Origin of the sequence: Streptomyces sp. NPDC014894 (genome assembly GCF_043080985.1) — a bacterium.
In the GTDB taxonomy this organism is placed as follows: domain Bacteria; phylum Actinomycetota; class Actinomycetes; order Streptomycetales; family Streptomycetaceae; genus Streptomyces.
Genome location: NZ_JBIBWD010000002.1, coordinates 505145 through 528981 on the forward strand (window position 1 = coordinate 505145; position 23837 = coordinate 528981).

The window sequence follows — 23837 nt, forward strand, 5'->3', positions numbered from 1 at the left end:
CGCGGCGGGCGGCGGGCGAGCGGGGGCCGGTCGCCCGGAGCCGCGAAGAGCCCGGCCGCGGCGGCCGGGCTCTTCGCGCTGTTCGGTCGAGCGCCCCGGGAAGCGGGCGGCCTCGGACGGCGGACGGCCCCGGGAAGACGGACGGCGGACGTCTCAGGAAGCGGGCGCGCCGGGCGGGGAGGCCGCGGGGCCGGCGCCGAGCAGGGCGAGGGCGAACCCCGCGTATCGGCGGCCGATCCCGACCGGGGTGCGGGCGCCGCCGGGCGTGTACCAGCGGCTCACATCGATGCCGAGGGACAGGAGCACCAGGGTCGCGTCGTCGGCGTCCTCGGTGCGGAAGACCCCCTCGTCCACTCCCGCCCGCACCTCCCGGCGGAACAGCTCCTCCGTCCGGGTCCGCAGTCCGACGACGGCCGCCCGGTGCTCGGGCAGCAGGGACCGCAGCTCGTACTGCACCACGCGGGCGAGCAGATGGTGCCGGGCGTGCCAGGCGGCGTAGTCGTGGACCAGGGAGCGCAGCCGGGCGACCGGGGCGGTCTCGCCCTCCAGCGCCCGCTCGCACACGGCCAGGACATGGCGGTGCCCGGCCGCGCTGATGGCGAGGAGCAGATCGGCCTTGGTGCGGTGGTGCGCGTACACGGCGGCGGGGCTCATGCCGGCCGCCGCCGCGATGTCACGGGTCGAGGCTCCGTGGTAGCCGCGTTCGGCGAAGGCCGACAGTGCCGCCTCCAGGATTCTGCGGGACCCGGGGGCGGCCCCCGCCCAGGGGTCGTCCGGGTCGATGGTCGCTGTCACCCCTCCATTGTCCCGCCGGCCCGCCGGTCAGGTGACCGTGAGCCCGCCGTCGACGGTGAGCGTCGAGCCGGTGACGTACCCGGAGGCGTCGGAGGCGAGGAAGAGCACGGCGGCGGCCAGCTCCTCGGCCTCGCCGGTGCGGGGGATCGGGATACGGCTCACGATCCCGTCGATGTAGCCCTCCTCCTGGCGGTCGGTCATCTCGGACGCGAAATAGCCGGGCGCGACGGCGTTGACCCGGATCCCCTTCCGGCCGCTCCACTGCGCCGCCAGATCGCGCGTCAGGCCGAGCAGACCGGCCTTGGACGAGGCGTACGCGGCCTGCGGCAGCCCGGTCGAGACCAGCCCCAGCACGCTCGACACATTGACGATCGAGCCGCCCCGCGTCATGACGGCGGCCGCCGCCTGGGCCATCCAGTAGGCGCCGAAGAGATTCACGTCCAGCACGCCGCGGAACTGCTCGGGAGTCTCACGGCTGGCCGGCACGGCCTCGGCGACGCCCGCGTTGTTGACCAGCACGGCGACCCGGCCCAACCCCGAGGCGGCCTCGGCGACGGCACGGCAGTCCTCGGGGGAGGAGACGTCGGCGCGTACGCACAGCGCGCGGCGGCCCGCCCGCTCCACCAGCGCGGCGGTGTCGGCCAGTCTGGCCGTGCGCCGGGCGGCCAGCACCACGTCGGCGCCCGCTTCGGCGAGCCCTCGGGCGACGGCCACCCCGAGGCCCGAGGACGCGCCGGTGACGATGGCGACCCGTCCGTCCAGTCGGAAGAGGTCCAGGATGCTCACGGGATGACTCCAGGTTCTGTGGCGATGTCGGAGGGGACGCCCCGGTGCGCGGCCGGGCGGAGCGCCCCCGAGTGCGCTAGAGGCCGAGGTCGCGGCCGATGAGTTCCTTCATGATCTCGTTGGATCCGGCCCAGATCTTCGTCACCCGCGCGTCCTGCCAGGCGCGGGCGACCCGGTACTCGTTCATGTAGCCGTAGCCGCCGTGCAGCTGGACGCAGGCGTCGATGACGTCGTTCTGCACCTGCGCGGACCACCACTTGGCCTTGGCCGCGTCCACCGCGCCGAGTTCCCCGGCGACGTGCGCGGCCACGCACTGGTCGACGTACGCCCGGGTGACCTCGACGGAGGTCACCAGCTCGGCCAGACGGAACTTGTTGTACTGGAAGGAGCCGACCGCCCGGCCGAAGGCGCGGCGCTCCTTGGCGTATTCGACGGTCTCGGCCAGGATCTGCGCGGCGTGGGCGACATTGGTCACGGCGGCGCCGATCCGCTCCTGGGGGAGGCGCTCCATCATGTGGACGAAGCCGCGGCCCACTTCGCCGATGACATCGCGGGCGGGCACCCGCACCTCGTGGAAGAACAGCTCCGCCGTGTCCGCCTCGGGCTGCCCGACCTTGTCCAGCTTCCGCCCGCGTTCAAAGCCGGGCGCGTCCGACTCCACCGCGAAGAGGGTGATGCCCTTGGCCCGCTTCCCGGGGCCGGTGCGGGCGGCGACCACCACCAGATCGGCCCCGAAGCCGTTGGTGATGAAGGTCTTGGAGCCGGTGAGGATCCAGTCCGGCCCGTCCGGTACGGCCGTGGTCCGCAGCGCCGCGAGGTCGGAGCCGGCCGAGGGCTCGGTCATGGCGATCGCCGACACCAGCTCCCCCGAGCAGAAGCGCGGCAGCCAGCGCTCGCGCTGCTCCGGGGTGGTCAGCTCGACCAGATAGGGAGCCACGACCTCGGAGTGGATCGTGAACGAGGAGGCGAACGCCACGGAGAGCCGGGCCAGCTCCTCGCTCCACACCGCGCTGAAGCGGTAGTCCCCGGCGCCGCTGCCGCCGTGCTCCTCCGGCACCAGCAGCCCCAGCAGCCCCTGCGCGCCGGCCTTCAGCCAGACCGCGCGGTCGATGGAGCGCTGCCGGATGAAGCGTTCCTGCCGGGGGCGCAGCTCGCGGTCGACGAACTGCCGCACAGCGGCGCGGAACGCCTCGTGGTCGTCGCCGAACAGGGTGCGTCGCATCGGTACCTCCCGGAGGGGTGACAACTGAACTAAGCGATCGCATAGTAGCTATGCGATCGCTTAGTCTGTACGCGGTGCGGCGGCCCGTCAAGATCCGCGGGGCCGTGCGGAAGGGCGGGCGGTCGGGGCCGGCGGAGCGCCGGGGCTACTTGAGCACGGTCAGATCCCAGCCGCCGCTCGCCCGGCGGCGGTCGGCCAGATTGGCGAAGGTCGCGCTGCCCGTGAACAGCTTGCCCTTCTCCTCGAAGGGCACCCAGAACCGGACGCCGTGGGCGAGACGATTGCCGTAACCGTCGAGGTTGAACGGCACGGCGGCGCTGTCCGGTCCGGTCATGCGCCAGGTGTCGGAGCCGGCGTACACGGCGCTGACGGAGTCGACCACGGGCTTGAGCAGCGCCGCGGTGACGTCGGACAGACCGAAGAGCGCCGGGTCCTTCATCAGTTCCGCGTGCTCCGGGAGGAAGTTGCTGAAGTCGCCCGTGCCCAGATAGAGCTGGTCCTCGAACACGGTCATCTGCCACGAGTAGTTGTTCCACCGGTTGCCGAATCCGGAGGGGCCGAACCTCGGCTTCTGGCGGAGCTTGTTCTCCTGGGGCTTCCAGGTCCCGGCGGCCGTGTCGTACACCGGCACCGTTCTGTCGCCGTACAGCAGGGACACCTTCTGGGTCGCCTTGCCGGGGTCGGTCATCTCGAAGAGCTGAAGGCCGCGTTCCGCGTTCACATAGGTGTTCAGACGGCCGATCTCGGTGCTCGGCCTGCCGTAGTACGCCCAGGCGTTGACGGTGTTGTACGTCGGGTAGTACATCGTGCTGAAGTAGAGCTTGCCCTTCCACGAGGTCAGGGCTCCGAACATGCCGGCCTGCGCGACGACCGGGTCCGGCTCGTAGTCGCTGAGCCTGAACACCGGCTTCCAGTTCGCGGAGTCGGCGTTCGTGAGGCCGCCCCGGGCCGGCAGGGCGGGGCTGAGGTACATCTCGGGAGAGCCGCCGACGGCCTGGCCGGGGCGGAACGTCGACCAGTTCGCCGTGACGATACGGCCGTCGTGTCCCGCGATGTACGCCGGCTCATGGGGGAGGCCGGCCGCGACGACCTCGAACCGGAACGGATCCGTCTTGCCGCCGGTCCACTTCAGGACCACGCCGCCCGCGCCGAAGGCGCCGCCCGTGGCCCGCGCGCCCACGTACAGCTCGCCGCCGATCACGACGCCCGTGCGCATGTTGGAGTACTCGGGCAGGAGCTTCTCGCCGAGGAAGCGGCCCGTGCTCGCCTCGTAGGCCAGCACATTCAGTCCGGACGCGCCCCCGGCCGGGGTCAGGCGCGGACCGGCGAGCAGGACGACGTCCCTGTGGTAGGCCTGGCCGCGAACGCCCATCATCGACCGGAGGCCCGGAGCCTGGCCGGGCGTGGGCGTGATGTCCTCGGTCCTCTCCGTGTCCGCGTCGACGCGGTAGACGCGCGGCGAGCGCCAGTCGCCCCAGTTGTCGCCGAACAGCGGCGCGCCCGGGCCCCGGGAGCCCTCGCACACCAGGTTCTTCGTCCGGAAGGCCGGGCTGTACGGGCCGAGGAGGCCGGGGCCGCCGCAGGTGAGGTTGGCCGATGTGCCGAAGTAGACGTGGTCGCCGCCCCGGACGCCGCCGTGCGCGTACGCCTGGTTGCGCTTGGGGGCGAACCCGCTGGGGCAGCTCCCGTCGGCCGAGGGGGCGGGCCGGGCCCCGCCGACGCTCCGGAAGCACTCGTCGACGGGGGCCTTGGCCACCCTGGCGGCCTTCGGCCCGCCCGCGCGGACCCTGGGCGGGGCCGAGGGCGTCAGCGCCTCGATGATCGGGGCGAGTTGTCGGGCCGTGCGCCGCACCTCGGCCTCCGGCTTCTTGTGCTCGGCGGCGACCCGTTCGACATCGGCCGACGTGGGCTGGAGCGATTCGGCGGCGGGCGCGGGCGCGGGCACGGGGATCGGCGGCGGCGACGCGGCGGACGCCGGCGGTACGAGGATCAGCGCCATGGCCGCGGAGGCGGCGGCCAGTAGGACGCCGCGCGTACGGGCGCGCGTGAAGGACAGGGACACCACTGTCTCCTTGCCGTGGAGGGACCCCGGGACATCGGTCCCGGAGTGCGTCGTGACCGTACTCAGACATGCACGAATCGTGCAAGTGCACGTTTCGTGCAACTCATCGTTTCGTGCGCTCCGTTCGGCGAGTCCGTAAACTCCCTGGCCATGAAGCACGGGCCCTTGCGGGTCGACGCCCAGCGGACCGTCGACACCATCCTGGAGACGGCGCGAGCACTGCTCCGCGACGATCCGAGAACTCCGCTCGCCGACATCGCCGAGCGGGCACAGGTGCACCGCACGACCCTCAGCCGCTACTTCCCCTCCCGCGAAGCGCTGGTCGAGGAACTCCTGCAGAAATCGCTCGAAGCCATCGAACGCCGGATAGCGCGCACGGGCACGGAGACGGGCGACCCGGCCGAGGCCCTGGAGCGGGCGACCCACGCCTGGATCCAGGAGGCCGCCGACTGGCGGGCCGGCCGCTACGCCCCGCTCGGCGCCGTCGCGGACCGGGGCGAGGCCCCCGCACTGATCAAAGCGCGGATCACCGCCCTGATCGAGCGCGGGCAGCACGACGGCGCGTTCCGCGCCGATCTCCCGCCCGAGACCCTCTACTTCGCGTGGGGCAGCCTCACCCTGGCCTTCAACGCGCTGGATCCGGAAGCGGCGCGGGAGAAGGTCGCCGACAGCGTTCTGACGCTGTTCCGCGCGCCGTCCGCACCGTGATACGGCGAAGCCGCCGCGCGGACGGCCCCGGGCCACGGCCCCGCTCGACCGCCCCGGGCCGCGGCCCCGGACCGCGACGCCGCGGCCGGAGACGCCGTACGATCCGGGACTCCCGGCACGGCACGGCCGGGTGACGGCGGCGCGACGGCCTCGCGGCCCGTACCCGGTCAGTCACGGCGCGGGCCGCCCCGGACCGGGGGAGTCACGGCGCGGGCCGCCGCCCGCGCCGGATCGCCGTTCACCGCGCCGGGTTCGCCGACGCCGTCCCCCGGCGAGGACGGCGGGCCGTGGCGGGCGGCGGGCCGAGGGTCAGTCCGTTCGGGCCGATTCGAGGTGCCGCGTGTCGCCGAGGCCGACGACCTGGCGGTTGTGGAAGAAGTCGTCCTCGCGCAGGGTCGTGATGCTGCCGGAGGGGGCCCGGAAACTGGCGTAACCGGCCGACTCGATCGGCATCCTGATCCAGGACGCCACGACGAACGTCAGAGAGCCGCCGTGCGTCACGATGATCTGGTGCTCGCACGGGCGCTCCAGAATCTCGTCCATCGCCGCGTAGACGCGCCGCGCGCACGCGCCCTTGGTCTCCGCGCCCGCCACGCCCTCGTCATGGTCCATGCGCTCCCCGACGGGCGGCGGCGGGACGAAGCGCCGGTCCAGCCACTCCTGCGGCTTTCCCCCCGCCTCCCCGTACGACTTCTCCCGCAGCCTGCGATCCGCCATCGGCTCCACACCGAACAGTCCGGCCACCTCGTCGGCCGTCCGCAGGGTCCGCAGCAGGTCCGAGGAGAACAGCTCCACCTCAGCGCCGCCCGGGATCCTGGCCCGCAGCTCCCGGGCGATGGAGACCGCCGCCCGCACCCCGGCGGGCGTCAGCCGCGAGTCGTGCCATCCTCCGACGACCTTCTCGACATGGTGCGTCGCCTCGGGATGGGCGACGACGTGCAGAGTGCGCATGGTGCGTGTCCTCCTGTGCGGGTGACGTCCAGTCTGACGCCGGTCGCGTCCGGAGCGCGAACCGCCCGCCGCCCGGGAGCGCGGCGGGACGGACGGCCGCCGCCGTGGGCGACAGCGGCGGAAAGCGGCTGGTCGGGGGCGCGGGGACGCCGCCCCGGCGGGGGTCAGAGCAGTCGATCCGCCAGATAGCGCTGGAACTGCCAGAGGGGGCGCTCCAGATGGGAGAACCGGCCGTCGGACGGAGCCGGGTGGGAGGCCAGGCCGCGCTGGACGCCTCGGACGGCCACCAGGTCCTCCTCCTGGATCCGGGCGATTCCGCCGCGTAGGCCGTCGAGCCGCTCCGCGAAACCGGGAGCGTCCGGCGCCGAGGGCGGGACCATGACCGTGATCCGGGTGTCGTGGGTCGCGGGGCCGGTGGGCAGCCAGCGGATGCCGACCGCGCTGTCGGGCAGGACCGCGAGCACGAACTGCGGGAAGATCCCCGCGATCAGCATCCCCGGGCGCTCGTCCGGCGGCGGTACGGAGGAACGAGTTCCCGGACCGGATCGCGTCGGCCGCCCGGGGCTCGCGGCGTTCCGCCCGCCGTCGGCCGCCGGGTCCTGCCCGGGGTCCGACAGCGGGGTGAACATGGTGAACCAGCGGCCGTCGGTCTCGTCGATCTCCGTGTCCCGGCCCGGCAGCACCGGGTTCAGGGTCTCCGCGTGGGTGCCGATGTGGTGGTAGTTCTCCGAACCGTTCTCCACCGCCACCTTCCAGTTCGCGGGCACACCCTCCCAGTCCTGGGTGTGGACCGTCACCCAGTCGGCCAGGCCGAGGCCGCTCAGCCGCCGGTCCAGCCCCTGGAGCGCGGGCGCCGCCGGAGCCGCGCCGGGGTCGAGGTTGAGCAGGACGAAGCCGTTCCAGATCTCGACGCGGTGCGCCGGGAGCCGGCATCCGGCCCGGTCGAAGTCGACCCGCCGCATCAGCGGAGCCCCGGCGAGCCGCCCCGCGCAACGGCCGTTCAGACGGTAGGTCCAGGCGTGGTACGGGCAGGTCAGCCGCTTCAGGCTGCCGCGCTCGGGCGAGGTCTCCGGCGGCAGGAGGTCCATGAACCGGTGGCGGCACACCCGGGACAGGGCGTGCGGCTCGCCCTCCTCGTCCAGCGTGAGCACCAGGGGCGTGCCGAGCACGTCCAGCCGCAGATAGCTCCCCGGCCCGGGCAGCTCCTCGGCCCGAGCCACGCACAGCCACTCCCGCCGGAAGATCCGCTCGGCCTCCCACGCGTACATCTCGGGAGAGGTGTACGCCTCGGCCGGCAGCGTCCGGCCGTGTTCGAGCGGGAGCGCGGCCAGACGCCCGAGTTCCGCGAGCGTCCCGCGCGGTCCTCCGGCGGCGGCGGCGGGGGTCTCGGCCCCGGTCCGGTGGCGGGTCATGGTGATCAGCCTTCCCTTCTGGTGGTCAGGGGCGGCGCTCCGAAGAGGGACAGGTCGTGCCGTCGTCCGTGGCGGCGGCTGTAGAAGACGCTGACGCCGGAGACGACGCCCAGCAGGGCCAGTCCCTTCGCGCGATTGAGCAGCGGAACCGCCTCCACCGGGAGCAGCAGCGCCACGAGCACACCGGCGGCGCAGTCCAGCAGCTGGGCGCCGCCCCACAGGAGCGTCAGCCGGGTCAGACCCCGGCGCAGCGCCGGTGAGACGGTCCAGGCCGCCGCCCGGGCGCCCGCGGCGACCGGGCCGTGCAGACACTGGCCGGCCTGGAAGGCGAAGGGCTTCGCGGCGAGGAGCGAGCCCAGGATCCAGAGTCCGGCGGCCGCCGCGAGTCCGGCGTCCTTGACGAGGAGCACCCGTGGGCTGCCGGTGAGCAGCGAGGTCACGACGCGCACCGCCAGCATGGCGATCATGAACGCCTCGAAGCTGTCCACACGGCGCCGTGCGGCGACCTCGACGAGCATCCGCACCGCCGGGATCGCCCCGCTCAGCGTCAGCGCCAGCCACTGGCCGACGCCCCGCGACAGCAGAACGTAGAACACGGCCGGCGGGAGCACGAGGGTGAACAGGGCCGCAACGGCCGCGGTCCGCCACGCGGGCAGGTCCTGTGCTGTTCCGGTCCGACCGTTCGGTGATGCCATACGGAAAACGCTAGGGACCGGCGGAGATCACCTCATCGACACGAGGGACGATATGGTCGGTACATCCTTTGATGTACCGATACGGGTCCGATGGCTCCGAGCGCCCGAAGGGCGGCGGGTCACGGCCGGCCGGGTGCGTCGGGTGTGCCGGGTGTGCCGGGGCGGGCGTCGCGCGCCGCGCCGTCAGACGGTCGGCTGTGGCCGGAATCTGCCCCGGGCGACCAGTACGGTCACCGCGAGCACCACCAGATTGGCCAGAGCGGCCGGGTACTCGGATCTGGCGATGTGCACGAGCGTCCCGCCGGCGATGACGACGCCGAGTCCGACGGCGGCGACCGGTGTCAGCACGGGGGCGATCGACGTGGCGGCGGGGAGGATCAGCCCGGCCGCGCCGAGGACTTCGGCCGCGCCGATCGCCTTCACCGCCGCCGGGGCGAAGTCGACCACCCAGGGCATCAGCGGAATCAGCGAGTCCTGCGGCATGGCGATCTTCATACCGCCCGCTCCGGCGAACAGCACGGCGAGGAGGGCCTGGGCGACCCACAGAACGAGATTCACGGTGCACTCTCCAGAAGTGAAGGGATGCCTGCGTTTCAACGGCGGCGTCAACCTACCAGAACCGCAGTCCATCCTTCACTTGTAGGATGGGCTCATGACATCTGCTGAGCACCGGGGACTTCGCAAGGACGCCGAGTTCAACCGGACCCGCATCACATCGGCGGCGCGCACCGTCTTCGCGGAGCGCGGGCTCGGGGCGCCCCTGGAGGAGATCGCGCGGCAGGCGGAGGTGAACATCGCCACGCTCTACCGGCGGTTCCCCGAACGGGAGGCGCTCATCGAGGCGGTGCTCACCGACCGGATGAACGAACTGGCCCGGCTCGCCGAGGAGGCGTCGCTCGCCGCCGACCCATGGGACGGATTCCGGGGCTTCGTCGAACACGTCTGTGCCATGCAGGCGGCCGACCGCGGTGTCACCGAGGGCTTCACCGCCTGCTTCCCCGACTCCCCGGGCATGGAGGAGCCGCGATCGCGCGCCGTGGCCGCCGTGGACGCCCTGATCCGCCGCGCACAGGAACAGGGCAGCCTGCGGCCCGAGTTGACGAGCGGCGACGTCATGCTGTTCCTGATGGCCAACGCCGGTGTGCTGTCCTCGACCCGCCACGCGGCGCCGGGCGCGTGGCAGCGGCTGGTCGCCCTGCTGCTGGACTCCTGCCGTCCGGCCCGGACCGCCGCGTCACCGCTGCCCCCCGCGCCCGGCCCCGAGGAACTCCACGACGCGATGGTCGCCGCCCGCCCTCACCGCTGACCCTGTCCGGGGCTCAGGCTTCCTTCCGGAAGACGAGCACCTCCGTGGAGCCGACGCCCAGCGGCGCCAGGAAGCCGGCCTCCAGTGCGCAGCCGAGGGTCGCGAAGAGGTCCACGCACGCCCGGCGGGGCATGGCGGCCGGATACGAGTCGTGCCCGGCGCCGCCCCGCGTCGCCCAGGCGCGCACCGAGTCCGGGTCCAGGCAGGTCTCCGTCATGACGTCGAAGACGATCCGGCCGCCGGGGCGCGTGACCCGCGCCATCTCGAAGAAGTAGCGGGAGGCGCAGAGGAACGTCACGGTGTTGAAGACCTTGTGCGCCTGAACGAGGTCGACGCTGCCGTCGGGCGTCGGGCCGAGACCGCATCCCTCGGTCGGCCGCGCGACCACGCCGAAGGTCTCCACCAGGTAGTCGGCCCAGGGCGCCGCCGTCTCGTAGATCTCGTAGCGCGCCGGAGAACACTCCTTGAGCGTCCTCTCCAGATACCGCCCGGACCCGGGGCCGATCTCCAGCACCGTGTCCGGGGCGGCGGCGTAGACACCGAGAGCGCGCAGTTCGTCGATGGTGGACTGGGTGGCGCCGGGGGTTTTGTTCATCACCTGGTCGATGTGGTCGCCCACCGACAGACCGGCGGCCCGCGCGGCCCGCATCGTCGCCTCGAACGGGATGAAGTCGTCGACGCCCCCCAGATTGTCGGTGCTCCGCACGATGTCGAATCCGGCACGTCCCAGGAGCCGTCTGGCCCCCGACTTCAACAGCGACGTTCCCCTGCTTGCTGCCTTCATGAGGCATGACCCCCAGGTCGTCTTCACCCTCGGTGTGAGCAACAGGATCGCGGACCGGTGCGCGGACGCGCAGCGGGACGGCGAATTCGCCACGAGGCTGTCGGGAACCGGTCCACGGCGCGGGCCCCGCCCCCTCGGCGGCCGACGCCGGAATCACGGCCACCGGGTGTCGCACGAGAAGGCCGGACCGTCTCCGGAAGGCTCAGGCCCGTGTGTCCATCAGGGCGGTGACATAGGCGTCCAGCCGTTCCTCCACGGCCCGCGTCGTCAGCTCCGTCCTCCCCGCCTGCCGCCATGGCCCCGACACCAGACTCACCTCCTCCGAGAACGCCAGCCCGCTCCGCACCCGCCAGTACAGCCGCTCGCCCGCGGTCGCGGCCGGGGTCCCGCCCGCCGCCTCGTACGCCTCGGCGAACCGCAGACCCCACTCCGGTCCGTGCAGCAGCGCGAGATTGGTGGCGCAGTGGGCCACATCGAGATCCGCCGGGCCCCAGGAAGCCGCTGCCCAGTCGACGACGCCGGTGATCCGGACGTCGGCCGGCCGCGAGGGCGGCCCGTCGAACAGCACGTTGCCGGGGTGGAAGTCCCCGTGCAGGAAGCGCCCCGCGTAGGGCGGCGGGGGCTCGCGGATCATGTCGATCGCCGCGGCCCACGCCGCCGCGTCGGCGCTCTTCGGAGTCACGACGGTGTCGGCGGTCGTCAACGTCACATACTTCGGGGGCCGATCGGCGGGCCGCAGCGCGTGGATCGCCACGAGCTGACGGGCCAGCAGCGGGACGCGCGCCGCCACGCCCTCGTCGCCGAGGGCCGGCCGGCCCGCCAGACGGGTCATGAGGAGCGACGGGTGCTCGCAGTGGGCGGCGGCCGGATCGACCGCGACCAGCCCGGGAGCCGGCACCTCGGTCCCCGTCAGCACGGCCAGGGCGGAGGCCTCCCTGTTCAGCCACTCCTCGGCGCGCTCCACGCCGACGAAGGTGCGCAGCACCAGCTCCCGGGCGCCGCCGTCCCGCGCGCCGACGGTCAGCCCTCGCATCTCGGCGGTGATGCCGCCGTGCAGCGCCTCGGTTCCGACGATCCGTTCACCGGCTCTCAGGTGCCGGCCCACCCAGGCCCGTGCGCGTGGTCGGACAGCCGCTGTCTCGTCGTCATCGGTCACCGTGCCACCCCATCATCCGGACGGTGTTCCGCGCGAACGGTTTCCGGGAGGCGACGGCCGCGGCGCTCGGTCAGCGGCTTCGCCGGTACGCGGCCGGCCCGCCGTCGCCGAAGCCCGTCCGGCGATCCGTCGGGGCGTCAGCCGCCCGGACGGGACGCGCGCTCGCGGGCGCCGGAGCGCGGACCGCGGCGCGGCGCCGCCGAGCGGCCCGAGCACGATGCCCCGCCGATCCGCCGATCCGCCGATCCGCCGATCCGCCGGTCCACCGATCCGCCGGTCCACCGGTCCGGCGGGCTCCGTCGCACTGGGCGGCTCCGTCCCGCAGGCCGCTCCCGACGCCTTGTTGGCGACGGCGGGGCGTTGTACCGTTCGCCACGATCGCCGGCGGCGTGAAGAGGAATGGAGTGGCGTATGCCCGGCCTCGTGCAAGGGGTCAGTACGTCGAACCCGAACGGACCGGTGCGCCTCCACCCGGCCGACCGGCGCGTGCGCCGGGCGGGGCGCCCGCTTCCTCTCCCCGTCTCCCGCGACACGTCGAGGCCGTTCGCGCCCGGAGTCCTCGGGTCCGCGCACCGCGGCCGGGGCGGCGGGCGGTGAGCCGTCGGCGACCGTACGGCCCGTCGGCGCGGCGCGGACCCCGCGCCGCCGCCGAGCCGCGCCGTACGCGACTCCCCGTCGGAGAAGACGCCTCCCGCCCGTGCGCCGACGGTCCTCCCGACACGCTCGGCTCCGGTCGGAGCCGAAGCCCCCACATGCGAAGGGACAGCAATGCTGCCTTACATACGCCTCGGACTGGCCGGCGCCCTCGTGGCGATCTCCCTGACCGCGGCGCCGACCGCGAACGCCCTGTCGGCGCCGGAGCCGGCCGGGGAGCGGAGCGCGGCGGCCGTGGTGACACTGCGCTACGACGACAGCCGGGCGAGCGGCTGGGAGGCGGCGGTCACCGCCGGAGTCGCCTCGTGGAACGCGAACGTCGACAACGTCAAGCTGGTCAAGGTCTCGCCCGGCGCCCGGGCCGAGATCCAGATCGTGGCCACCAGCGGCTGGCCGCAGGCGACGCTCGGCCCGGTCCGTCCGGGCGGACAGGTCAGGGTCGAACTCGGCAGCCAGGCGGTCACACAGGGGCACGACAAGACCCGTATCGCCGCGCACGAGATCGGCCACAATCTGGGCCTGTGGGACACCAAGCCCGGACCGTGCTCCCAGCTGATGTCGGGCTCCAGCGCCGGCACCAGCTGCAAGAACGCGGTGCCGAACGCGACCGAGCAGGCACGGGTCGAGTCCGCCTACGCCTCGGGCGCGGCGCACCGGATCCCGACCGACGGCCGGACGCTGGTCGACGCGGGCTGACGCCGTGCCCCGCCCCGCGGCGGGACCAGGCGCCGAACTCCGGCCGCGGGGACGGGGCGCCGGGCCGCTCCGTGCGCAGCGGCGCCGTCACACCGCCGGGGTCCACGGCCCACGGCGCGGGGGAGCGGCCCCGCACTCCTCGGACCTCCGGCCCTGACCGAGGAGGACCGCCCTCGGGCGGACGCCTCCCGGCGTGAGCGGCTGGGAGGGCGCGGACCCGACGGTGACCGTCGGGTCCGGGTCCGCCCGGTCGGCGCAGGGCGGCCGCGCTCGTTGTGCACCCCACCGCGCCGCGGGCAGAATTGCCCGCACGGGGACGGCGGCAAGGGCGGGAAGAGCGGTCCGCGGGCCGCCCGCCCCGGCGACTGAGGAGCGGTATGGACATCGGAGTCTTCCTCCCCATCGGGAACAACGGCTGGCTCATCTCGAAAAGCTCTCCGCAGTACATGCCGACCTTCGAACTGAACAAGACCATCGCGCGACGGGCCGAGGAGTACGGACTCGACTTCGCGTTGTCGATGATCAAACTCAAGGGATTCGGCGGCGAGACGGAATTCTGGGACCACTGCCTCGAATCGTTCACCCTCACAGCGGCACTGGCCGCCGTGACGGAGCGGATCAGGCTGTACGCCTCCGCCCCCATCCTCGCCCTGCCCCCGGCGATGGCCGCCCGGATGGCGGTGACCGTCGACTCGATCGCCCCCGGCCGGGCCGGCGTCAACATCGTCAGCGGCTGGGCGCCCGCCGAGTACGCCCAGATGGGCCTGTGGCCCGGGGACGAGCACTTCGCCGACCGCTACCGGCGGGCCGCCGAATACGTCACCGTGCTCCGGCAGTTGTGGAGCGAGGGCGTCAGCGACTTCCGGGGCGAGTTCTACACCATGGACGGCTGCGTGCTGTCGCCGCGCCCGGCGAACGGCCACATCGACATCCTCGCGGCGGGGCAGAGCGGCACGGGGATGAGATTCGCCGCCGAGTACGCCGACGGCAACTTCATCCTGGGCAGCGGGGTCAACACTCCGCTCGCGCTCTCCGCGGCCACCGCCACGCTCGCCGGACAAGCGCGCGCGACCGGCCGCGACGTCGGCGCACTCGCCCTCTTCATGGTCATCGCGGACGAGACCGACCACGCCGCGCTGGCCAAGTGGAAGGACTACCACGATCACGCCGACCTCGCGGCACTGGGATATCTGACCGCGCAGACGGCACAGGACCAGGACGCCGACGACGCCTCGACCGCGAAGACGGTGGCACTGCCCGAGGGCGCGGTGAACCTCAACATGGGAACGCTCGTCGGGTCCTACGGGACCGTCGCGCGGATGCTCGACCAGATCAGCGAGATCCATGGCGTCAAGGGGATCATCCTGGTCTTCGACGAATTCCTCGAAGGAATCGAGAATTTCGGCACCCGCGTTCAGCCGCTCATGAAGTCCCGCACCTCCGTGACAGGGAAGTCACGACCGGCGGAGGACCGTTCACGGGACTGAGGAATCCCCGAACGCCCGCCGCCGTCACCGCGACAGCGGCGTACCGGCCCCGACTCTCCGACGGGGCGTGACGGAGTCGGCGGGCGGCGCGATGTCCACCGTGATATCGCCGCGCCGCCGGTGCGCGAGGGCCCCGGCGGCAGAGGCGTCCCCGAAGCGGTCCCGTGCCCGCGCCCGCGGCCGAAGGACGCCCCACCTGCGCTTCCGCGGCCGCACGCCGACGCGCGGGCGACGTCCGGGCGGTACGGCGGCGGCGCGCCCGGGAGCCGTGCGCGACGGAGCGGGCGAGGAACGACGGACAGGTTATGGCCACACCGCCCCATTCCCCCGACGGCCGAGCGGGCTTTGGTGTCACGCTTCTCCCGTGTCGCACCGCGCGACGCGTTCAGTCCCGCACGTCCCGTTCCACACCGCACACCCCACACCGCACCGCGTGCCCCACCGCATGGTGCACGACGCGGACGAAGCTCTCGTACCAGGCTCCCGCCCGAGAAGGGCGGCGACCCGCACCACCAGAGCCGTCCCCGGCCGGCACACCCGGCCGACCGGGTCCTTTTCCGACCGCCGATCCAGGCGGTCGCCGCAGAAGGAGTCCTCTTGAGACGATCACCCCGCACGGTGACAGCCCTCGGCGCGCTCGCGGCCGCCACCGCGCTGCTCGCCGTCGTCCTCCCGCCCGCGACCGCGGGAGCCTCCACCGAGGCCGCCGCGTCCTCCGAGGCCGCCGGAACCTCCGCCGTACCGGACGCCGTTCCCCGGCCCGGGGCGCTGCCCGCGCGCCTGAGCCCCGCCCAGAAGGCCCGCCTCCTCGCCGACGCCGTCGACCGGCGCGACGGGACGGCACGCGCGCTCGGACTCGGGGCCAAGGAGCGACTGGCGCCCACCAGCGTGCTCAAGGACGCCGACGGCACCCTGCACACCCGCTACGAACGCACCTACGCGGGACTGCCCGTCCTCGGCGGCGACCTGGTCGTGCGCACGGGGCCGACAGGAGCCGTACAGGGCGTGAACAGGGCGACGAGCGCCCGGATCACCGTCCCAGGCACCACCCCCTCCCGAACCGCCGAGGCCGCGAACGCCTTCGCGCTCGGCCGGGCGAAGCGGACGGGCACGAAGGAGGCCAAGGCGTCCCGCGCACCGCGCGCGGTGATCTGGGCCGCTTCGGGAAAGCCCGTCCTCGCCTGGGAGTCCGTGGTCGGCGGCCGCCGGGCCGACGGCGCGCCCAGCGACCTCCATGTGATCACGAACGCCGCCACCGGCGCGGAGCTGTACCGGTACGACGCGGTCAAGCACGCCACCGGAGACACCCAGTACAGCGGAAAGGTCCGGCTGGAATCCACCCGGTACGGCGCCCACCACGGCCTGGTGGACGCCGGCCGGGGCGGCCACAAGACGTACCGCACCCACAGCCACAGCACCCAGGGCACGCTCTTCACGGACGCCGACGACATCTGGGGCGACGGCACGTCCGCGAACCCCCAGACCGCCGCCGCCGACGCCGCGTACGGCGCACGCGCCACCTGGGACTACTTCGAGGACACCCACGCCCGCCACGGCGTACGCGACGACGGCGACGGCGCGTCCACCCGGATCGTCGCGGGCGCCGGCTACGGAGACCGCAGCGCCTCCTGGTCGGAGGACTGCTTCTGCGCCGTCTTCGGCGCGGGGTCCGCCACCGTCAAGCCCTTCACCTCGCTCGACATCACGGCGCACGAGATGGCGCACGGCGTCACCGCGAGCACCGCCCGGCTGGTCTACTACGGCGAGGCCGGCGGACTCGCCGAGGCCACGAGCGACATCTTCGCCACGTCCATCGAGTTCGCCAACGACAAGTCGGCCGACCGGGGCGACTATCTGATCGGCGAGCAGGTGGACTTCCACGGGGACGGCAGGCCGATGCGCGCCCAGGACCGGCCCGCCCGGATCGGCGGACTCGCCAACTACTGGCACGCCGGCCTCGGCCGCTTCGACGGTTCCAACGCCGCGGGCCCCGCCAACCACTGGTTCTACCTGGTCTCCGAGGGCAGCGGCGCGAAGACCGTCAACGGGGTGGCGTACGACAGCCCCACCGTCGACGGGCTTCCGGTCACCGCCATCGGCAGGGCCGCCGCCGAACGGATCTGGTACCGGGCGCTCACCCGCTATCTCACCTCCAACTCCACCTACGCGGACGCCCGCACCGCCACCCTCACGGCCGCCGCGGACCTCTTCGGCGCGAACTCCGCCGTGCACGCCAACGTCAGGGAGGCCTGGGGCGCGGTCAACGTCGGCACCCGCTCCGGCGACCCGAACCCCCCGACGACGCCCGGCCCCGTCTTCGCGAACAACACCCCCCTCCCGGTCCCGGACGCCCCCGTGAACGGCGGCCCCGGCGAGCTGGTCTCCTCCTCGGTCACCGTCACCTCGGTGCCCGGCAGGGCCCCCGCCCTGCTGAAGGTCACGGTGGACGCCTCCCACACCGGCTGGCAGTCGGACGTCGCCCTGCACCTGGTCGCACCGGACGGCACCCAGTACTTCCTGCGGGGCAACTACGGACTCGTCCAGCCCGTCACCTACGTCGTCGACGCCTCGTCGGAGACCGCCGACGGCACCTGGAAGCTGACGGCCCAGGACCTATACAACACGGACACCACCCGCGTCAACAACTGGAAGCTCTCCTTCTGACCCCGGACGCCCCCGCGTTCCCCGCGCGAGGGGAGCGCGGGGGCCCGCCCCGGCGGCCCCGCCACCCGCCACCACGGCGTAATTCCCTGTCGTCGGCTCCCGCGCCCCGGCTAGGGTCCTTCTCCCGGACGAGTCGGCAAGGTCCGGGAGAAGAACCACCAGGGCCGGCGCGACGCGGCCTCACGATCGGAGACGACATGCTCGGCAGATCCCTCGGCGACCGCGCGGAACTCCGTCCGCTGGAGCCCTGGTGCGCGGCGGAGCTGTCCGCGTTCACCGATCGGACGCGCGCGCATCTGACTCCCTGGCTGCCCTGGGCCCATACGGTCGTGGACACGGAGAGCGCTCGGCGGTTCCTGCAGCGGTACGCCGACAGCCAGGCCGCGGACGGCGGACGGATCTACGGGATCTGGTCGGACGACGTCCTGGTCGGCGGAGCCCTGTTCCGGGTCTTCGATCCTCGGCAGGGCGTCTGCGAGCTGGGGGCGTGGCTGGCGCCCGAAGCGCAGGGGCGCGGGCTGGTGACCCGCGCGGCGAGTGCGATGATCGACTGGGCCGTCGGGGTGCGGGGGATGTCGCGGGTGGAGTGGCTGGTCTCACCGGCCAACGACGCGAGCATCGCCGTCGCCGGAAGGCTGGGCATGACGCTGGAGGGCGTCTCGCGCGGTGTCTTTGAGATGCACGGAGTGCGCCAGGACCTTCAGGTGTGGGCGCTGCTCGCCGACGAGTGGACAGGCAGCGAGTAGCCGGGCCGGACCGCTCCTTGCCCGCCGGCTCGCGCGGGGGAGTCCCCTCGACGCCCGGGCCTCGTACGGCGCCGCCCCGCGCCCGCCGGCCGCCGCCCCGGCCTCTTCGGCGTCTCCGGCCCCTTCGGCATTTCCAGCGTCTTCGGCGTCTTGGGCCTCACCCGGCCCGGGATCGGCCCGCTCGCCTTCCCGAGCCCCCGCCCGGACGGCCGCTTCCCGCGCCGTCGCGGGGGGAAGGAACCACCCGGAACGGCCCACCGCACCCGCCCCGCGACCGGCGGGAGCGCGCCGTCCGCCAGGGCGGGGAGGCCGGGAGCGCGACGGCCCGGCACGGGCTTCGGGAAGAGAGGGGGTGTCGCCCATGGGCGACGAGTCCGGTGAGTTCCGTGATGCCGGTGAGACGGCCGGCGCCGGGACGGACGAGGGGTTCGGATTCCGCCGGATCGAACGCGGCGGCACGACGGGCGGCTGTCCCGTGGCGCGGGGCCCCGACGGGGTGTGGGAAGTGCGCGGGTACGCCGAGGCGCGTGCCGTGCTGCGCGGTACGTCGACGGTGCAGGCCGGGCTCGGGATCGAGACGGTGTCGAAGCTGCCCCGGCGCATCCGGCGGCCGGTGCTCTACCGGGACGGCCCCGAGCACCGCGAACACCGCCGCCAGACCGCGCGGTTCTTCACCCCGCGCCGCGTCGACGAGCACTACCGCGACCTCATGGTCCGCGTCGCGCAGGACCGGATCGACCGGCTGCGGGCCGACGGCCGGGCCCTGCTGTCCGATCTCAGCTTCGACCTCGCGATCGAGGTGGCCTGCGCGGTCATCGGCCTGACGGACAGCAGACCCGGCATCAAGAGACGGCTGGAGCGCTTCTTCCCGGAACGGTTCGGCACACCGGGACTGACCAGCCCGAGCGGCGTCTACTGGACGCTGCGGCAGAACATCAACTGGCTGCGCGTGTACGCCGGCGATGTGCGCCCCGCCGTACGGGCCCGCCGCCGCGCCCGGCGGGACGATCTCATCTCCCACCTCATCGACGACGGCTGCTCGAACGCGGAGATCCTCGGCGAGTGCCTCACCTTCGCGGCGGCGGGCATGGTCACCACCCGCGAGTTCATCAGCGCGGCGGCCTGGCACCTGTTCTCCGACCCCGGTCTGCGGGCGCACTACCGGGCGGCGGACGAGCCGGGCAGGCTCGCGGTGCTCGGGGAGATCCTGCGGCTCGAACCGGTCCTGGGCCGCCTCAGCCGCCGCACCACCCAGCCCCTCGAACTGCCCGGCGCCGACGGCGGGAGGCTCACCGTCCCCGCCGGCGACCGGATCGACATCCTGGTCGACCACGTCAACACCGACGAACGGACCGTCGGGACCCGGCCGCTCCGTCTGCGGCCGGGCCGCGCCATGAAGGACGCCAAAGGGCCGGGGCTGGCCTTCGGCGACGGCCCGCACACCTGCCCGGGCCAGCACATCGCCCTCCTGGAGACGGACGTCTTCCTCAGCCGGCTGCTCGCCCTGCCCGGAGTACGGATGACCGGTCCGCCGACGGTCGGCTTCATGGAGGCCATCGGCGGCTACGAGCTGCGCGACTGCGTGCTGGAGGTGACCGCCGGGGACGGCGGCTGAGCGCTCCCGCCGCCGCCCCCGAACGCGGCCCGACACGACGGCCGGTCTCATCCGGTGTGCGCCGGGCCCGGTTCCAGGGGGACGGCGGTCGGCGACGGGGGTTCCGCGAGCGTGCCGAGCGAGGTGCCGGTGAGGTCGAGGACCCGCCTGACGAGCGGCTGAGGGTCGCCGACGAGGGCGAAGTCCGCGCCGGCCGCGGCCACGGCGCGGGCGGCTCCGTGGAGCCGGCCGAGTCCGGCGCAGTCCATCAGCGTGAGCCCGCTGACGTCGACCCGGACGCCGACCGGGCGGCAGCTCAGACACAGCTCCACGACATCGGCGACCAGCGCGCCCGAATCCAGGTCCAGTTCCCCGACCAGCCTGATGACGGCCCGCTCCCCGCCTCCCGGGCATGCCCTGAACTCGGTGCGGTGAGAGAGGATCGGGCGCGGCGCGGCGGCGGTCACAGCAGACCCCGCGCGTGCCGTGCCGCTCCGGCGCGGACGGCGCCGTCCGCGCCGGACCGCCGTCGTTCCCGGCCCCCGGCGGGAGCGCCGGGCCGGCCGAGCCCGCCGGAGTCGCCGGAGGAGCCCGCGGGGAGAACGACCAGGAGGGCCGCCTCGCATGTGTTCATGAGACCTGCTCTCAGGGGGAAGGTTCGATGGCTGTCCTGTCTCCCCGGGGCAGCCGGGCACGCCGGTACCTCAGCAACCGCGCTGACGAACCGAGGGCGTGCCGAAGCACCACGGCCAACAAGGACTGCCCCACTTCCCGAGGCGGTGCTGCACGTCTGCCCGCCGGGGAGAGGGACCAAACCCCCGCTCCGCGCATCGTCCCTGATGGGCACGGATGCCCGCGGTGTACCGGGGCGGCCCCGCGCCGGAGCGGCCGACGGCCGGCGGACCGCTCCGCGCGGCCCGGCCCGCGCGCGGGAATATGGAGATCCGGGGAGCGGGCCCACACCGGAGTTTGACACTATGGCCCCGGTCGTACGAAGAGACGAAGAAGAGGGCCGCTGCGGGTGCGCTCCCGTGGCCGCGGTGAGAAGGACGGTTGCACAGTGGGCCAGGAACCCGACGCCGGAGCCGGCACCACACAGGAGCCGGACGCGCGGAATGACGAACTCCAGCAGTTGACGGAGGAGAACCTCGCCCTGCGCAATCGGGCGCTCGCCCACCCCACGGTGTCGGCCGCCCAGGGAATACTCAAGGAGCGCTACCGGCTGCCGGGCCTGCAGGCCGCCTTCGACCTGTTGCGCGGCACCTCGCAGACGTACAACATCAGACTGCACACCCTCGCCGACGCGGTCATCCGGATCCCCGGCCCCGAACCCCGGTCCGTCGCCTGGTTCCCGGGCCGGGCCCGTACCGGCGCGCCGCCGCTCCCCGGGATCACCCTGGCCCGTGACGCGGGCCCCGCCGTGCCCCAGGGAGCCGTGCTGAGCGCCGTACTCGAACGGGTGCTGGACATCACCGAGACGGACATGGGCAATGTGCAGCTCGCCGAACGGCAGCTGCTGCGGCTGGACAAGCACCAGGGGCTGAGCCGCCGGTTCACCGACTTCTTCGCCTTCGTCGATCACGCCGAGACCTCCTGCTCACAGGCGGCCCAGGCCCGGCAGCAGGTCACCGTGCGGGATGTGGAGACGGCGACGGTCTTCGACGAGAGATCCCGGCAGGTGATACTCCACGCCGGCAGCCGCGCCTGCCACAGCGTCCCCCTCCTGGACGAACAGGGCATCCTGCGGGGAGTCATCTCCTCGCACCACGCCCGCCCGCTCACCGCCGGACTCACCCAGTCGCAGCTCGAAGCCTTGCGGACGGCCTCCGCCGCCGTCGGCCAATGGCTCTCCTGGCACCGCCGGACCGTCGTCCTCGACGCCCTGGAACACCTGCACCGGACCGCCCGCCGAACGCCGTGAACACGCGACGGCGGACGGCCGGCGCGGCAGCCGCCGGTCAGGGCCCGCCACCGCCGTGCCCGGCCGCGGGCCCCGTCCCCGCGCCGCCCCCGAGGGCCAGCCGCTCGCCCTCCTCGGCGGACACCTGCGCCCCGGACGCCGGACGCAACTGCGGGACGCCGTCGACGATCGGATAGAGCCGCCGCAGCCGGGGGTTGTACAGGGCGTCACCGGCCGGCGCCGCGTCGGCGTCCGGGCCCGCGCCGCTCCTCACCAGCCGCAACGGCCCCTTGTCCAGCGGGCAGACGAGAATGCTCAGCAGCGGGTCATCGGGGTTCATGGGCGGTCAGCTCCTCAGCGGAATTCGTCGGGGACGGCGGGCCGGTCGGATCGGTCGCCTCCGGCCGCTCCGGCGGGTCGTGCTTCGGCATCGCGAGAAGCACCGACACGGCCAGCACGGTCCCCGCGACCCGCAGCGCCAGCCGCACCGGATCGCCGGGCAGCGTCTCACCGAACGCGAACGTCCCCAGGACGGCCGTGAACACGCTCGTCACCGTCGTGCACACCGGCACGATCAGCGAGACCCGGAAGCGCTGCAGCGCCGCCTGCGAGAAGATCAGCCCGAAGACGCCGGTGAAGAGGAGCAGATACGGGTACGGGGACCCCAGCACGCCGAGCAGCACGGCGCCGGGCCGGTCGGGCAGCCCGGCCGTCAGGCCCGACACCCCCTTGATCGCCAGCGAACTCACCCCGTACAGAAGCCCCAGGGCGACCCCGTACTCGACCCCCGTCGTCAGCTTCCGGTGCGGCCGCCGTGCCCGGCGCTCGGCGGCGGCGTACAGCCACAGCCCGGCCGCGAGCGAGGGCACGCAGACCAGCAGGACCAGCGGCGCCGGCGCGCCGGCGCCGACCGTGTCGGCGCCGGGGGACAGGGAGAGGACCACCATCACCAGGGCGGCGAGAACGGCCCCGATTGCGAACCGCTCCCCTCCCGAGATCCGTTCGCCGAGCAGCTTCGACGAGAGCAGCAGGAGCAGCACCAGGCCGGAGACGAAGACGCCCTGCGCGGCGGCGATCGGCAGCGTCCGGTAGACGACGAGCTGCGCCGCGAACCCGGCGGCCAGCGCCAGCGCGCCGCCGATCCACAGCGGGCTCCCGAGGACCAGCCGCAGCAGCCGCGCGGGCTCCCGGACCGAGACGGCGGGCATGCCGCCGAGCGCCCGCTTCTGCAGGACGAATCCCGCGCTGTAGAACGCGTTCGCCAGCAGCGCGGCGGCCACACCCCACCCCATGGACTACATCCTCCGCGCGTGCAGCAGCAGGATCGAGGAGAGCGAGGGGGCCGCGCACGCCAGCCTGTCCAGGGGCCGCAGCGGGCGCGGCACCCCGTGGAAGGGCGCGCCCGCGACCCGGACCACCTCGAAGCCGGACGCGGCCACGAACTCCCGCAGCGCGCGGGCCGTGTAGAGCCGCAGGTGCCCGACGACCTCGCTGCCGGGGCGGCCGTGGATGCCGCGCAGGCTGACCTCGGAGAAGACGGGCTGGACCCCGGCGAGCAGCAGGGCCCGGTTGTACCAGGCGGCCAGATTCGGGGTGGACAGCATCAGATGGCCGCCGGGGCGCAGAACGCGCCGCAGTTCGTCCAGGGCGCTGTCCGGGTCGACCAGATGCTCGACGACCTCGCTGAACAGCACGGCGTCGGCCACGCCGGACCGGAACGGCAGCCGGCCCGCGGTGAGCTCCCCGCGTACCACGTCCGGGAGCCGGGTCCGGGCCCGGCGCAGGGCGTCCTGCGACCAGTCGACGCCGATGACGCGGTGTCCGGCGAGCAGCGGGGCCGCGGCGGCCGCCGCCGTGCCGTCGCCGCAGCCGACGTCGAGGACTACGGCGGGCCGTGCGGCGGCGGGGCCGAGCGCGGCGGCGAGCATCCGGGCCTGCCGCAGGCTGCGGGCGTCCCCGGAGGCGACGGGCACGGCGGGGTTCTCGTAGAACTCCCGGAGCCCCGGGGGCGCGGCGGCGGCGGCCGGGCCGGAGGACCGTGTGCCGGTGCCGGTGCCGGTGCCGGTGCCGGTGCCGGTGCCGGTGCCCGCGCCTGCGCTCGTGTCCGCGCTCGTGCCCGTGCCTGCGCTCGTGCCCGTGCCTGCGCTCGTGCCCGCGCCTGCGCTCGTGTCCGCGCTCGTGCCCGCGCCCGCGCTCGTGTCCGTGTTCGTTGGACTCCC

The 23837-nt window shown here is 73.7% G+C and carries 23 protein-coding genes; 8 read left to right on the top strand and 15 right to left on the bottom strand.

Annotation, left to right across the window (positions count from 1 at the left end; translation table 11 throughout):
• Positions 1–153 precede the first annotated feature (153 nt).
• The 4 genes from ACF089_RS06225 to ACF089_RS06240 all read right to left on the bottom strand — a co-directional run bounded on the left by ACF089_RS06225 (position 154) and on the right by ACF089_RS06240 (position 4865).
• The gene (locus ACF089_RS06225; RefSeq protein ID WP_392022521.1) at positions 154–795 is read right to left on the bottom strand and encodes a TetR family transcriptional regulator; all 642 of its coding nucleotides are present in this window, start codon (positions 793–795) and stop codon (positions 154–156) included.
• A gap of 27 nt (positions 796–822) precedes the next feature.
• On the bottom strand, positions 823–1581 hold the full coding sequence (locus ACF089_RS06230) for an SDR family NAD(P)-dependent oxidoreductase (protein ID WP_392022523.1): 759 nt from the start codon (positions 1579–1581) through the stop codon (positions 823–825).
• 76 nt (positions 1582–1657) lie between these two features.
• The gene (locus ACF089_RS06235) at positions 1658–2803 is read right to left on the bottom strand and encodes an acyl-CoA dehydrogenase family protein (protein WP_392022526.1); all 1146 of its coding nucleotides are present in this window, start codon (positions 2801–2803) and stop codon (positions 1658–1660) included.
• 145 nt (positions 2804–2948) lie between these two features.
• Complete coding sequence (locus ACF089_RS06240) at positions 2949–4865, bottom strand: hypothetical protein (RefSeq protein WP_392022529.1); 1917 nt, start codon at positions 4863–4865, stop codon at positions 2949–2951.
• Between the two features lie 150 nt (positions 4866–5015).
• Between ACF089_RS06240 and ACF089_RS06245 the strand changes: the two genes are divergently transcribed.
• Entirely contained in the window at positions 5016–5573 is a 558-nt protein-coding gene (locus ACF089_RS06245; RefSeq protein WP_392022531.1) for a TetR/AcrR family transcriptional regulator, read from the top strand.
• 309 nt (positions 5574–5882) lie between these two features.
• Here ACF089_RS06245 and ACF089_RS06250 read toward each other — a convergent pair whose 3' ends face one another.
• The 4 genes from ACF089_RS06250 to ACF089_RS06265 all read right to left on the bottom strand — a co-directional run bounded on the left by ACF089_RS06250 (position 5883) and on the right by ACF089_RS06265 (position 9189).
• Complete coding sequence (locus ACF089_RS06250) at positions 5883–6524, bottom strand: histidine phosphatase family protein (protein WP_392022532.1); 642 nt, start codon at positions 6522–6524, stop codon at positions 5883–5885.
• Positions 6525–6688: 164 nt separating this feature from the next.
• A complete protein-coding gene (locus ACF089_RS06255) occupies positions 6689–7936 on the bottom strand; it encodes an aromatic ring-hydroxylating dioxygenase subunit alpha (RefSeq protein WP_392022534.1) in 1248 nt (415 codons plus the stop codon).
• A 5-nt stretch (positions 7937–7941) separates the two neighbouring features.
• On the bottom strand, positions 7942–8631 hold the full coding sequence (locus ACF089_RS06260; protein ID WP_392022537.1) for a VC0807 family protein: 690 nt from the start codon (positions 8629–8631) through the stop codon (positions 7942–7944).
• A 183-nt stretch (positions 8632–8814) separates the two neighbouring features.
• On the bottom strand, positions 8815–9189 hold the full coding sequence (locus tag ACF089_RS06265) for a DoxX family protein (RefSeq protein ID WP_392022539.1): 375 nt from the start codon (positions 9187–9189) through the stop codon (positions 8815–8817).
• Between the two features lie 94 nt (positions 9190–9283).
• On the opposite strand from ACF089_RS06265, the gene ACF089_RS06270 reads away from it, so the two are divergent.
• A complete protein-coding gene (locus tag ACF089_RS06270; protein ID WP_392022541.1) occupies positions 9284–9937 on the top strand; it encodes a TetR/AcrR family transcriptional regulator in 654 nt (217 codons plus the stop codon).
• 13 nt (positions 9938–9950) lie between these two features.
• Here the strand turns inward: ACF089_RS06270 and ACF089_RS06275 are convergent, their stop codons facing one another.
• Positions 9951–10721 carry a methyltransferase domain-containing protein gene (locus tag ACF089_RS06275; protein WP_392022544.1) on the bottom strand — a complete coding sequence of 257 codons (771 nt, stop codon included), beginning with the start codon at positions 10719–10721 and terminating at the stop codon, positions 9951–9953.
• Positions 10722–10923: 202 nt separating this feature from the next.
• Positions 10924–11877 (bottom strand): aminoglycoside phosphotransferase family protein, encoded by a 954-nt coding sequence (locus ACF089_RS06280; protein WP_392022546.1) that lies wholly within the window; start codon positions 11875–11877, stop codon positions 10924–10926.
• A gap of 768 nt (positions 11878–12645) precedes the next feature.
• Here ACF089_RS06280 and ACF089_RS06285 point away from each other — a divergent pair.
• The 5 genes from ACF089_RS06285 to ACF089_RS06305 all read left to right on the top strand — a co-directional run bounded on the left by ACF089_RS06285 (position 12646) and on the right by ACF089_RS06305 (position 19739).
• The gene (locus ACF089_RS06285) at positions 12646–13227 is read left to right on the top strand and encodes a snapalysin family zinc-dependent metalloprotease (protein WP_392022549.1); all 582 of its coding nucleotides are present in this window, start codon (positions 12646–12648) and stop codon (positions 13225–13227) included.
• 377 nt (positions 13228–13604) lie between these two features.
• Entirely contained in the window at positions 13605–14714 is a 1110-nt protein-coding gene (gene rutA, locus ACF089_RS06290) for a pyrimidine utilization protein A (protein WP_392022551.1), read from the top strand.
• Positions 14715–15311: 597 nt separating this feature from the next.
• Positions 15312–17378, top strand: a complete 2067-nt coding sequence (locus tag ACF089_RS06295) for a M4 family metallopeptidase (RefSeq protein WP_392022554.1) — start codon at positions 15312–15314, stop codon at positions 17376–17378.
• Between the two features lie 197 nt (positions 17379–17575).
• Positions 17576–18124 carry a GNAT family N-acetyltransferase gene (locus ACF089_RS06300; protein ID WP_392022556.1) on the top strand — a complete coding sequence of 183 codons (549 nt, stop codon included), beginning with the start codon at positions 17576–17578 and terminating at the stop codon, positions 18122–18124.
• 361 nt (positions 18125–18485) lie between these two features.
• Positions 18486–19739: a cytochrome P450 gene (locus ACF089_RS06305; RefSeq protein ID WP_392022558.1), complete on the top strand. Its 1254-nt coding sequence runs from the start codon at positions 18486–18488 to the stop codon at positions 19737–19739.
• A gap of 47 nt (positions 19740–19786) precedes the next feature.
• On the opposite strand, the gene ACF089_RS06310 is transcribed toward ACF089_RS06305, so the two are convergent.
• Positions 19787–20185: an STAS domain-containing protein gene (locus ACF089_RS06310; protein ID WP_392022560.1), complete on the bottom strand. Its 399-nt coding sequence runs from the start codon at positions 20183–20185 to the stop codon at positions 19787–19789.
• Positions 20182–20352: a hypothetical protein gene (locus tag ACF089_RS06315; RefSeq protein WP_392022562.1), complete on the bottom strand. Its 171-nt coding sequence runs from the start codon at positions 20350–20352 to the stop codon at positions 20182–20184. Before ACF089_RS06315 ends, ACF089_RS06310 begins: the two co-directional genes overlap by 4 nt.
• A gap of 426 nt (positions 20353–20778) precedes the next feature.
• Here ACF089_RS06315 and ACF089_RS06320 point away from each other — a divergent pair, with 426 nt between their 5' ends.
• Positions 20779–21639 (top strand): GAF domain-containing protein, encoded by an 861-nt coding sequence (locus ACF089_RS06320; protein WP_392022563.1) that lies wholly within the window; start codon positions 20779–20781, stop codon positions 21637–21639.
• A 37-nt stretch (positions 21640–21676) separates the two neighbouring features.
• On the opposite strand, the gene ACF089_RS06325 is transcribed toward ACF089_RS06320, so the two are convergent.
• Genes ACF089_RS06325 through ACF089_RS06335 form a run of 3 tightly spaced genes read right to left on the bottom strand, consistent with a single transcriptional unit; the run spans position 21677 to position 23591 of the window.
• Positions 21677–21958, bottom strand: coding sequence for a Trm112 family protein (locus ACF089_RS06325; protein WP_392022565.1), 282 nt, complete (start codon positions 21956–21958; stop codon positions 21677–21679).
• Positions 21945–22910 (bottom strand): hypothetical protein, encoded by a 966-nt coding sequence (locus tag ACF089_RS06330; protein ID WP_392022567.1) that lies wholly within the window; start codon positions 22908–22910, stop codon positions 21945–21947. Before ACF089_RS06330 ends, ACF089_RS06325 begins: the two co-directional genes overlap by 14 nt.
• Before the next feature lie 3 nt (positions 22911–22913).
• Positions 22914–23591, bottom strand: a complete 678-nt coding sequence (locus ACF089_RS06335) for a class I SAM-dependent methyltransferase (protein ID WP_392023402.1) — start codon at positions 23589–23591, stop codon at positions 22914–22916.
• Positions 23592–23837 lie beyond the last annotated feature (246 nt).

Excerpts from the sequence above, each read along its gene's own strand:
- ACF089_RS06235 (WP_392022526.1), bottom strand. The coding sequence starts at position 2,803 with ATGCGACGCACCCTGTTCGGCGACGACCACGAGGCGTTCCGCGCCGCT.
- ACF089_RS06245 (WP_392022531.1), top strand. The coding sequence starts at position 5,016 with ATGAAGCACGGGCCCTTGCGGGTCGACGCCCAGCGGACCGTCGACACC.
- ACF089_RS06250 (WP_392022532.1), bottom strand. The coding sequence starts at position 6,524 with ATGCGCACTCTGCACGTCGTCGCCCATCCCGAGGCGACGCACCATGTC.
- ACF089_RS06255 (WP_392022534.1), bottom strand. The coding sequence starts at position 7,936 with ATGACCCGCCACCGGACCGGGGCCGAGACCCCCGCCGCCGCCGCCGGA.
- ACF089_RS06260 (WP_392022537.1), bottom strand. The coding sequence starts at position 8,631 with ATGGCATCACCGAACGGTCGGACCGGAACAGCACAGGACCTGCCCGCG.
- ACF089_RS06270 (WP_392022541.1), top strand. The coding sequence starts at position 9,284 with ATGACATCTGCTGAGCACCGGGGACTTCGCAAGGACGCCGAGTTCAAC.
- ACF089_RS06275 (WP_392022544.1), bottom strand. The coding sequence starts at position 10,721 with ATGAAGGCAGCAAGCAGGGGAACGTCGCTGTTGAAGTCGGGGGCCAGA.
- ACF089_RS06285 (WP_392022549.1), top strand. The coding sequence starts at position 12,646 with ATGCTGCCTTACATACGCCTCGGACTGGCCGGCGCCCTCGTGGCGATC.
- rutA (WP_392022551.1), top strand. The coding sequence starts at position 13,605 with ATGGACATCGGAGTCTTCCTCCCCATCGGGAACAACGGCTGGCTCATC.
- ACF089_RS06300 (WP_392022556.1), top strand. The coding sequence starts at position 17,576 with ATGCTCGGCAGATCCCTCGGCGACCGCGCGGAACTCCGTCCGCTGGAG.
- ACF089_RS06305 (WP_392022558.1), top strand. The coding sequence starts at position 18,486 with ATGGGCGACGAGTCCGGTGAGTTCCGTGATGCCGGTGAGACGGCCGGC.
- ACF089_RS06315 (WP_392022562.1), bottom strand. The coding sequence starts at position 20,352 with ATGAACACATGCGAGGCGGCCCTCCTGGTCGTTCTCCCCGCGGGCTCC.
- ACF089_RS06325 (WP_392022565.1), bottom strand. The coding sequence starts at position 21,958 with ATGAACCCCGATGACCCGCTGCTGAGCATTCTCGTCTGCCCGCTGGAC.
- ACF089_RS06330 (WP_392022567.1), bottom strand. The coding sequence starts at position 22,910 with ATGGGGTGGGGTGTGGCCGCCGCGCTGCTGGCGAACGCGTTCTACAGC.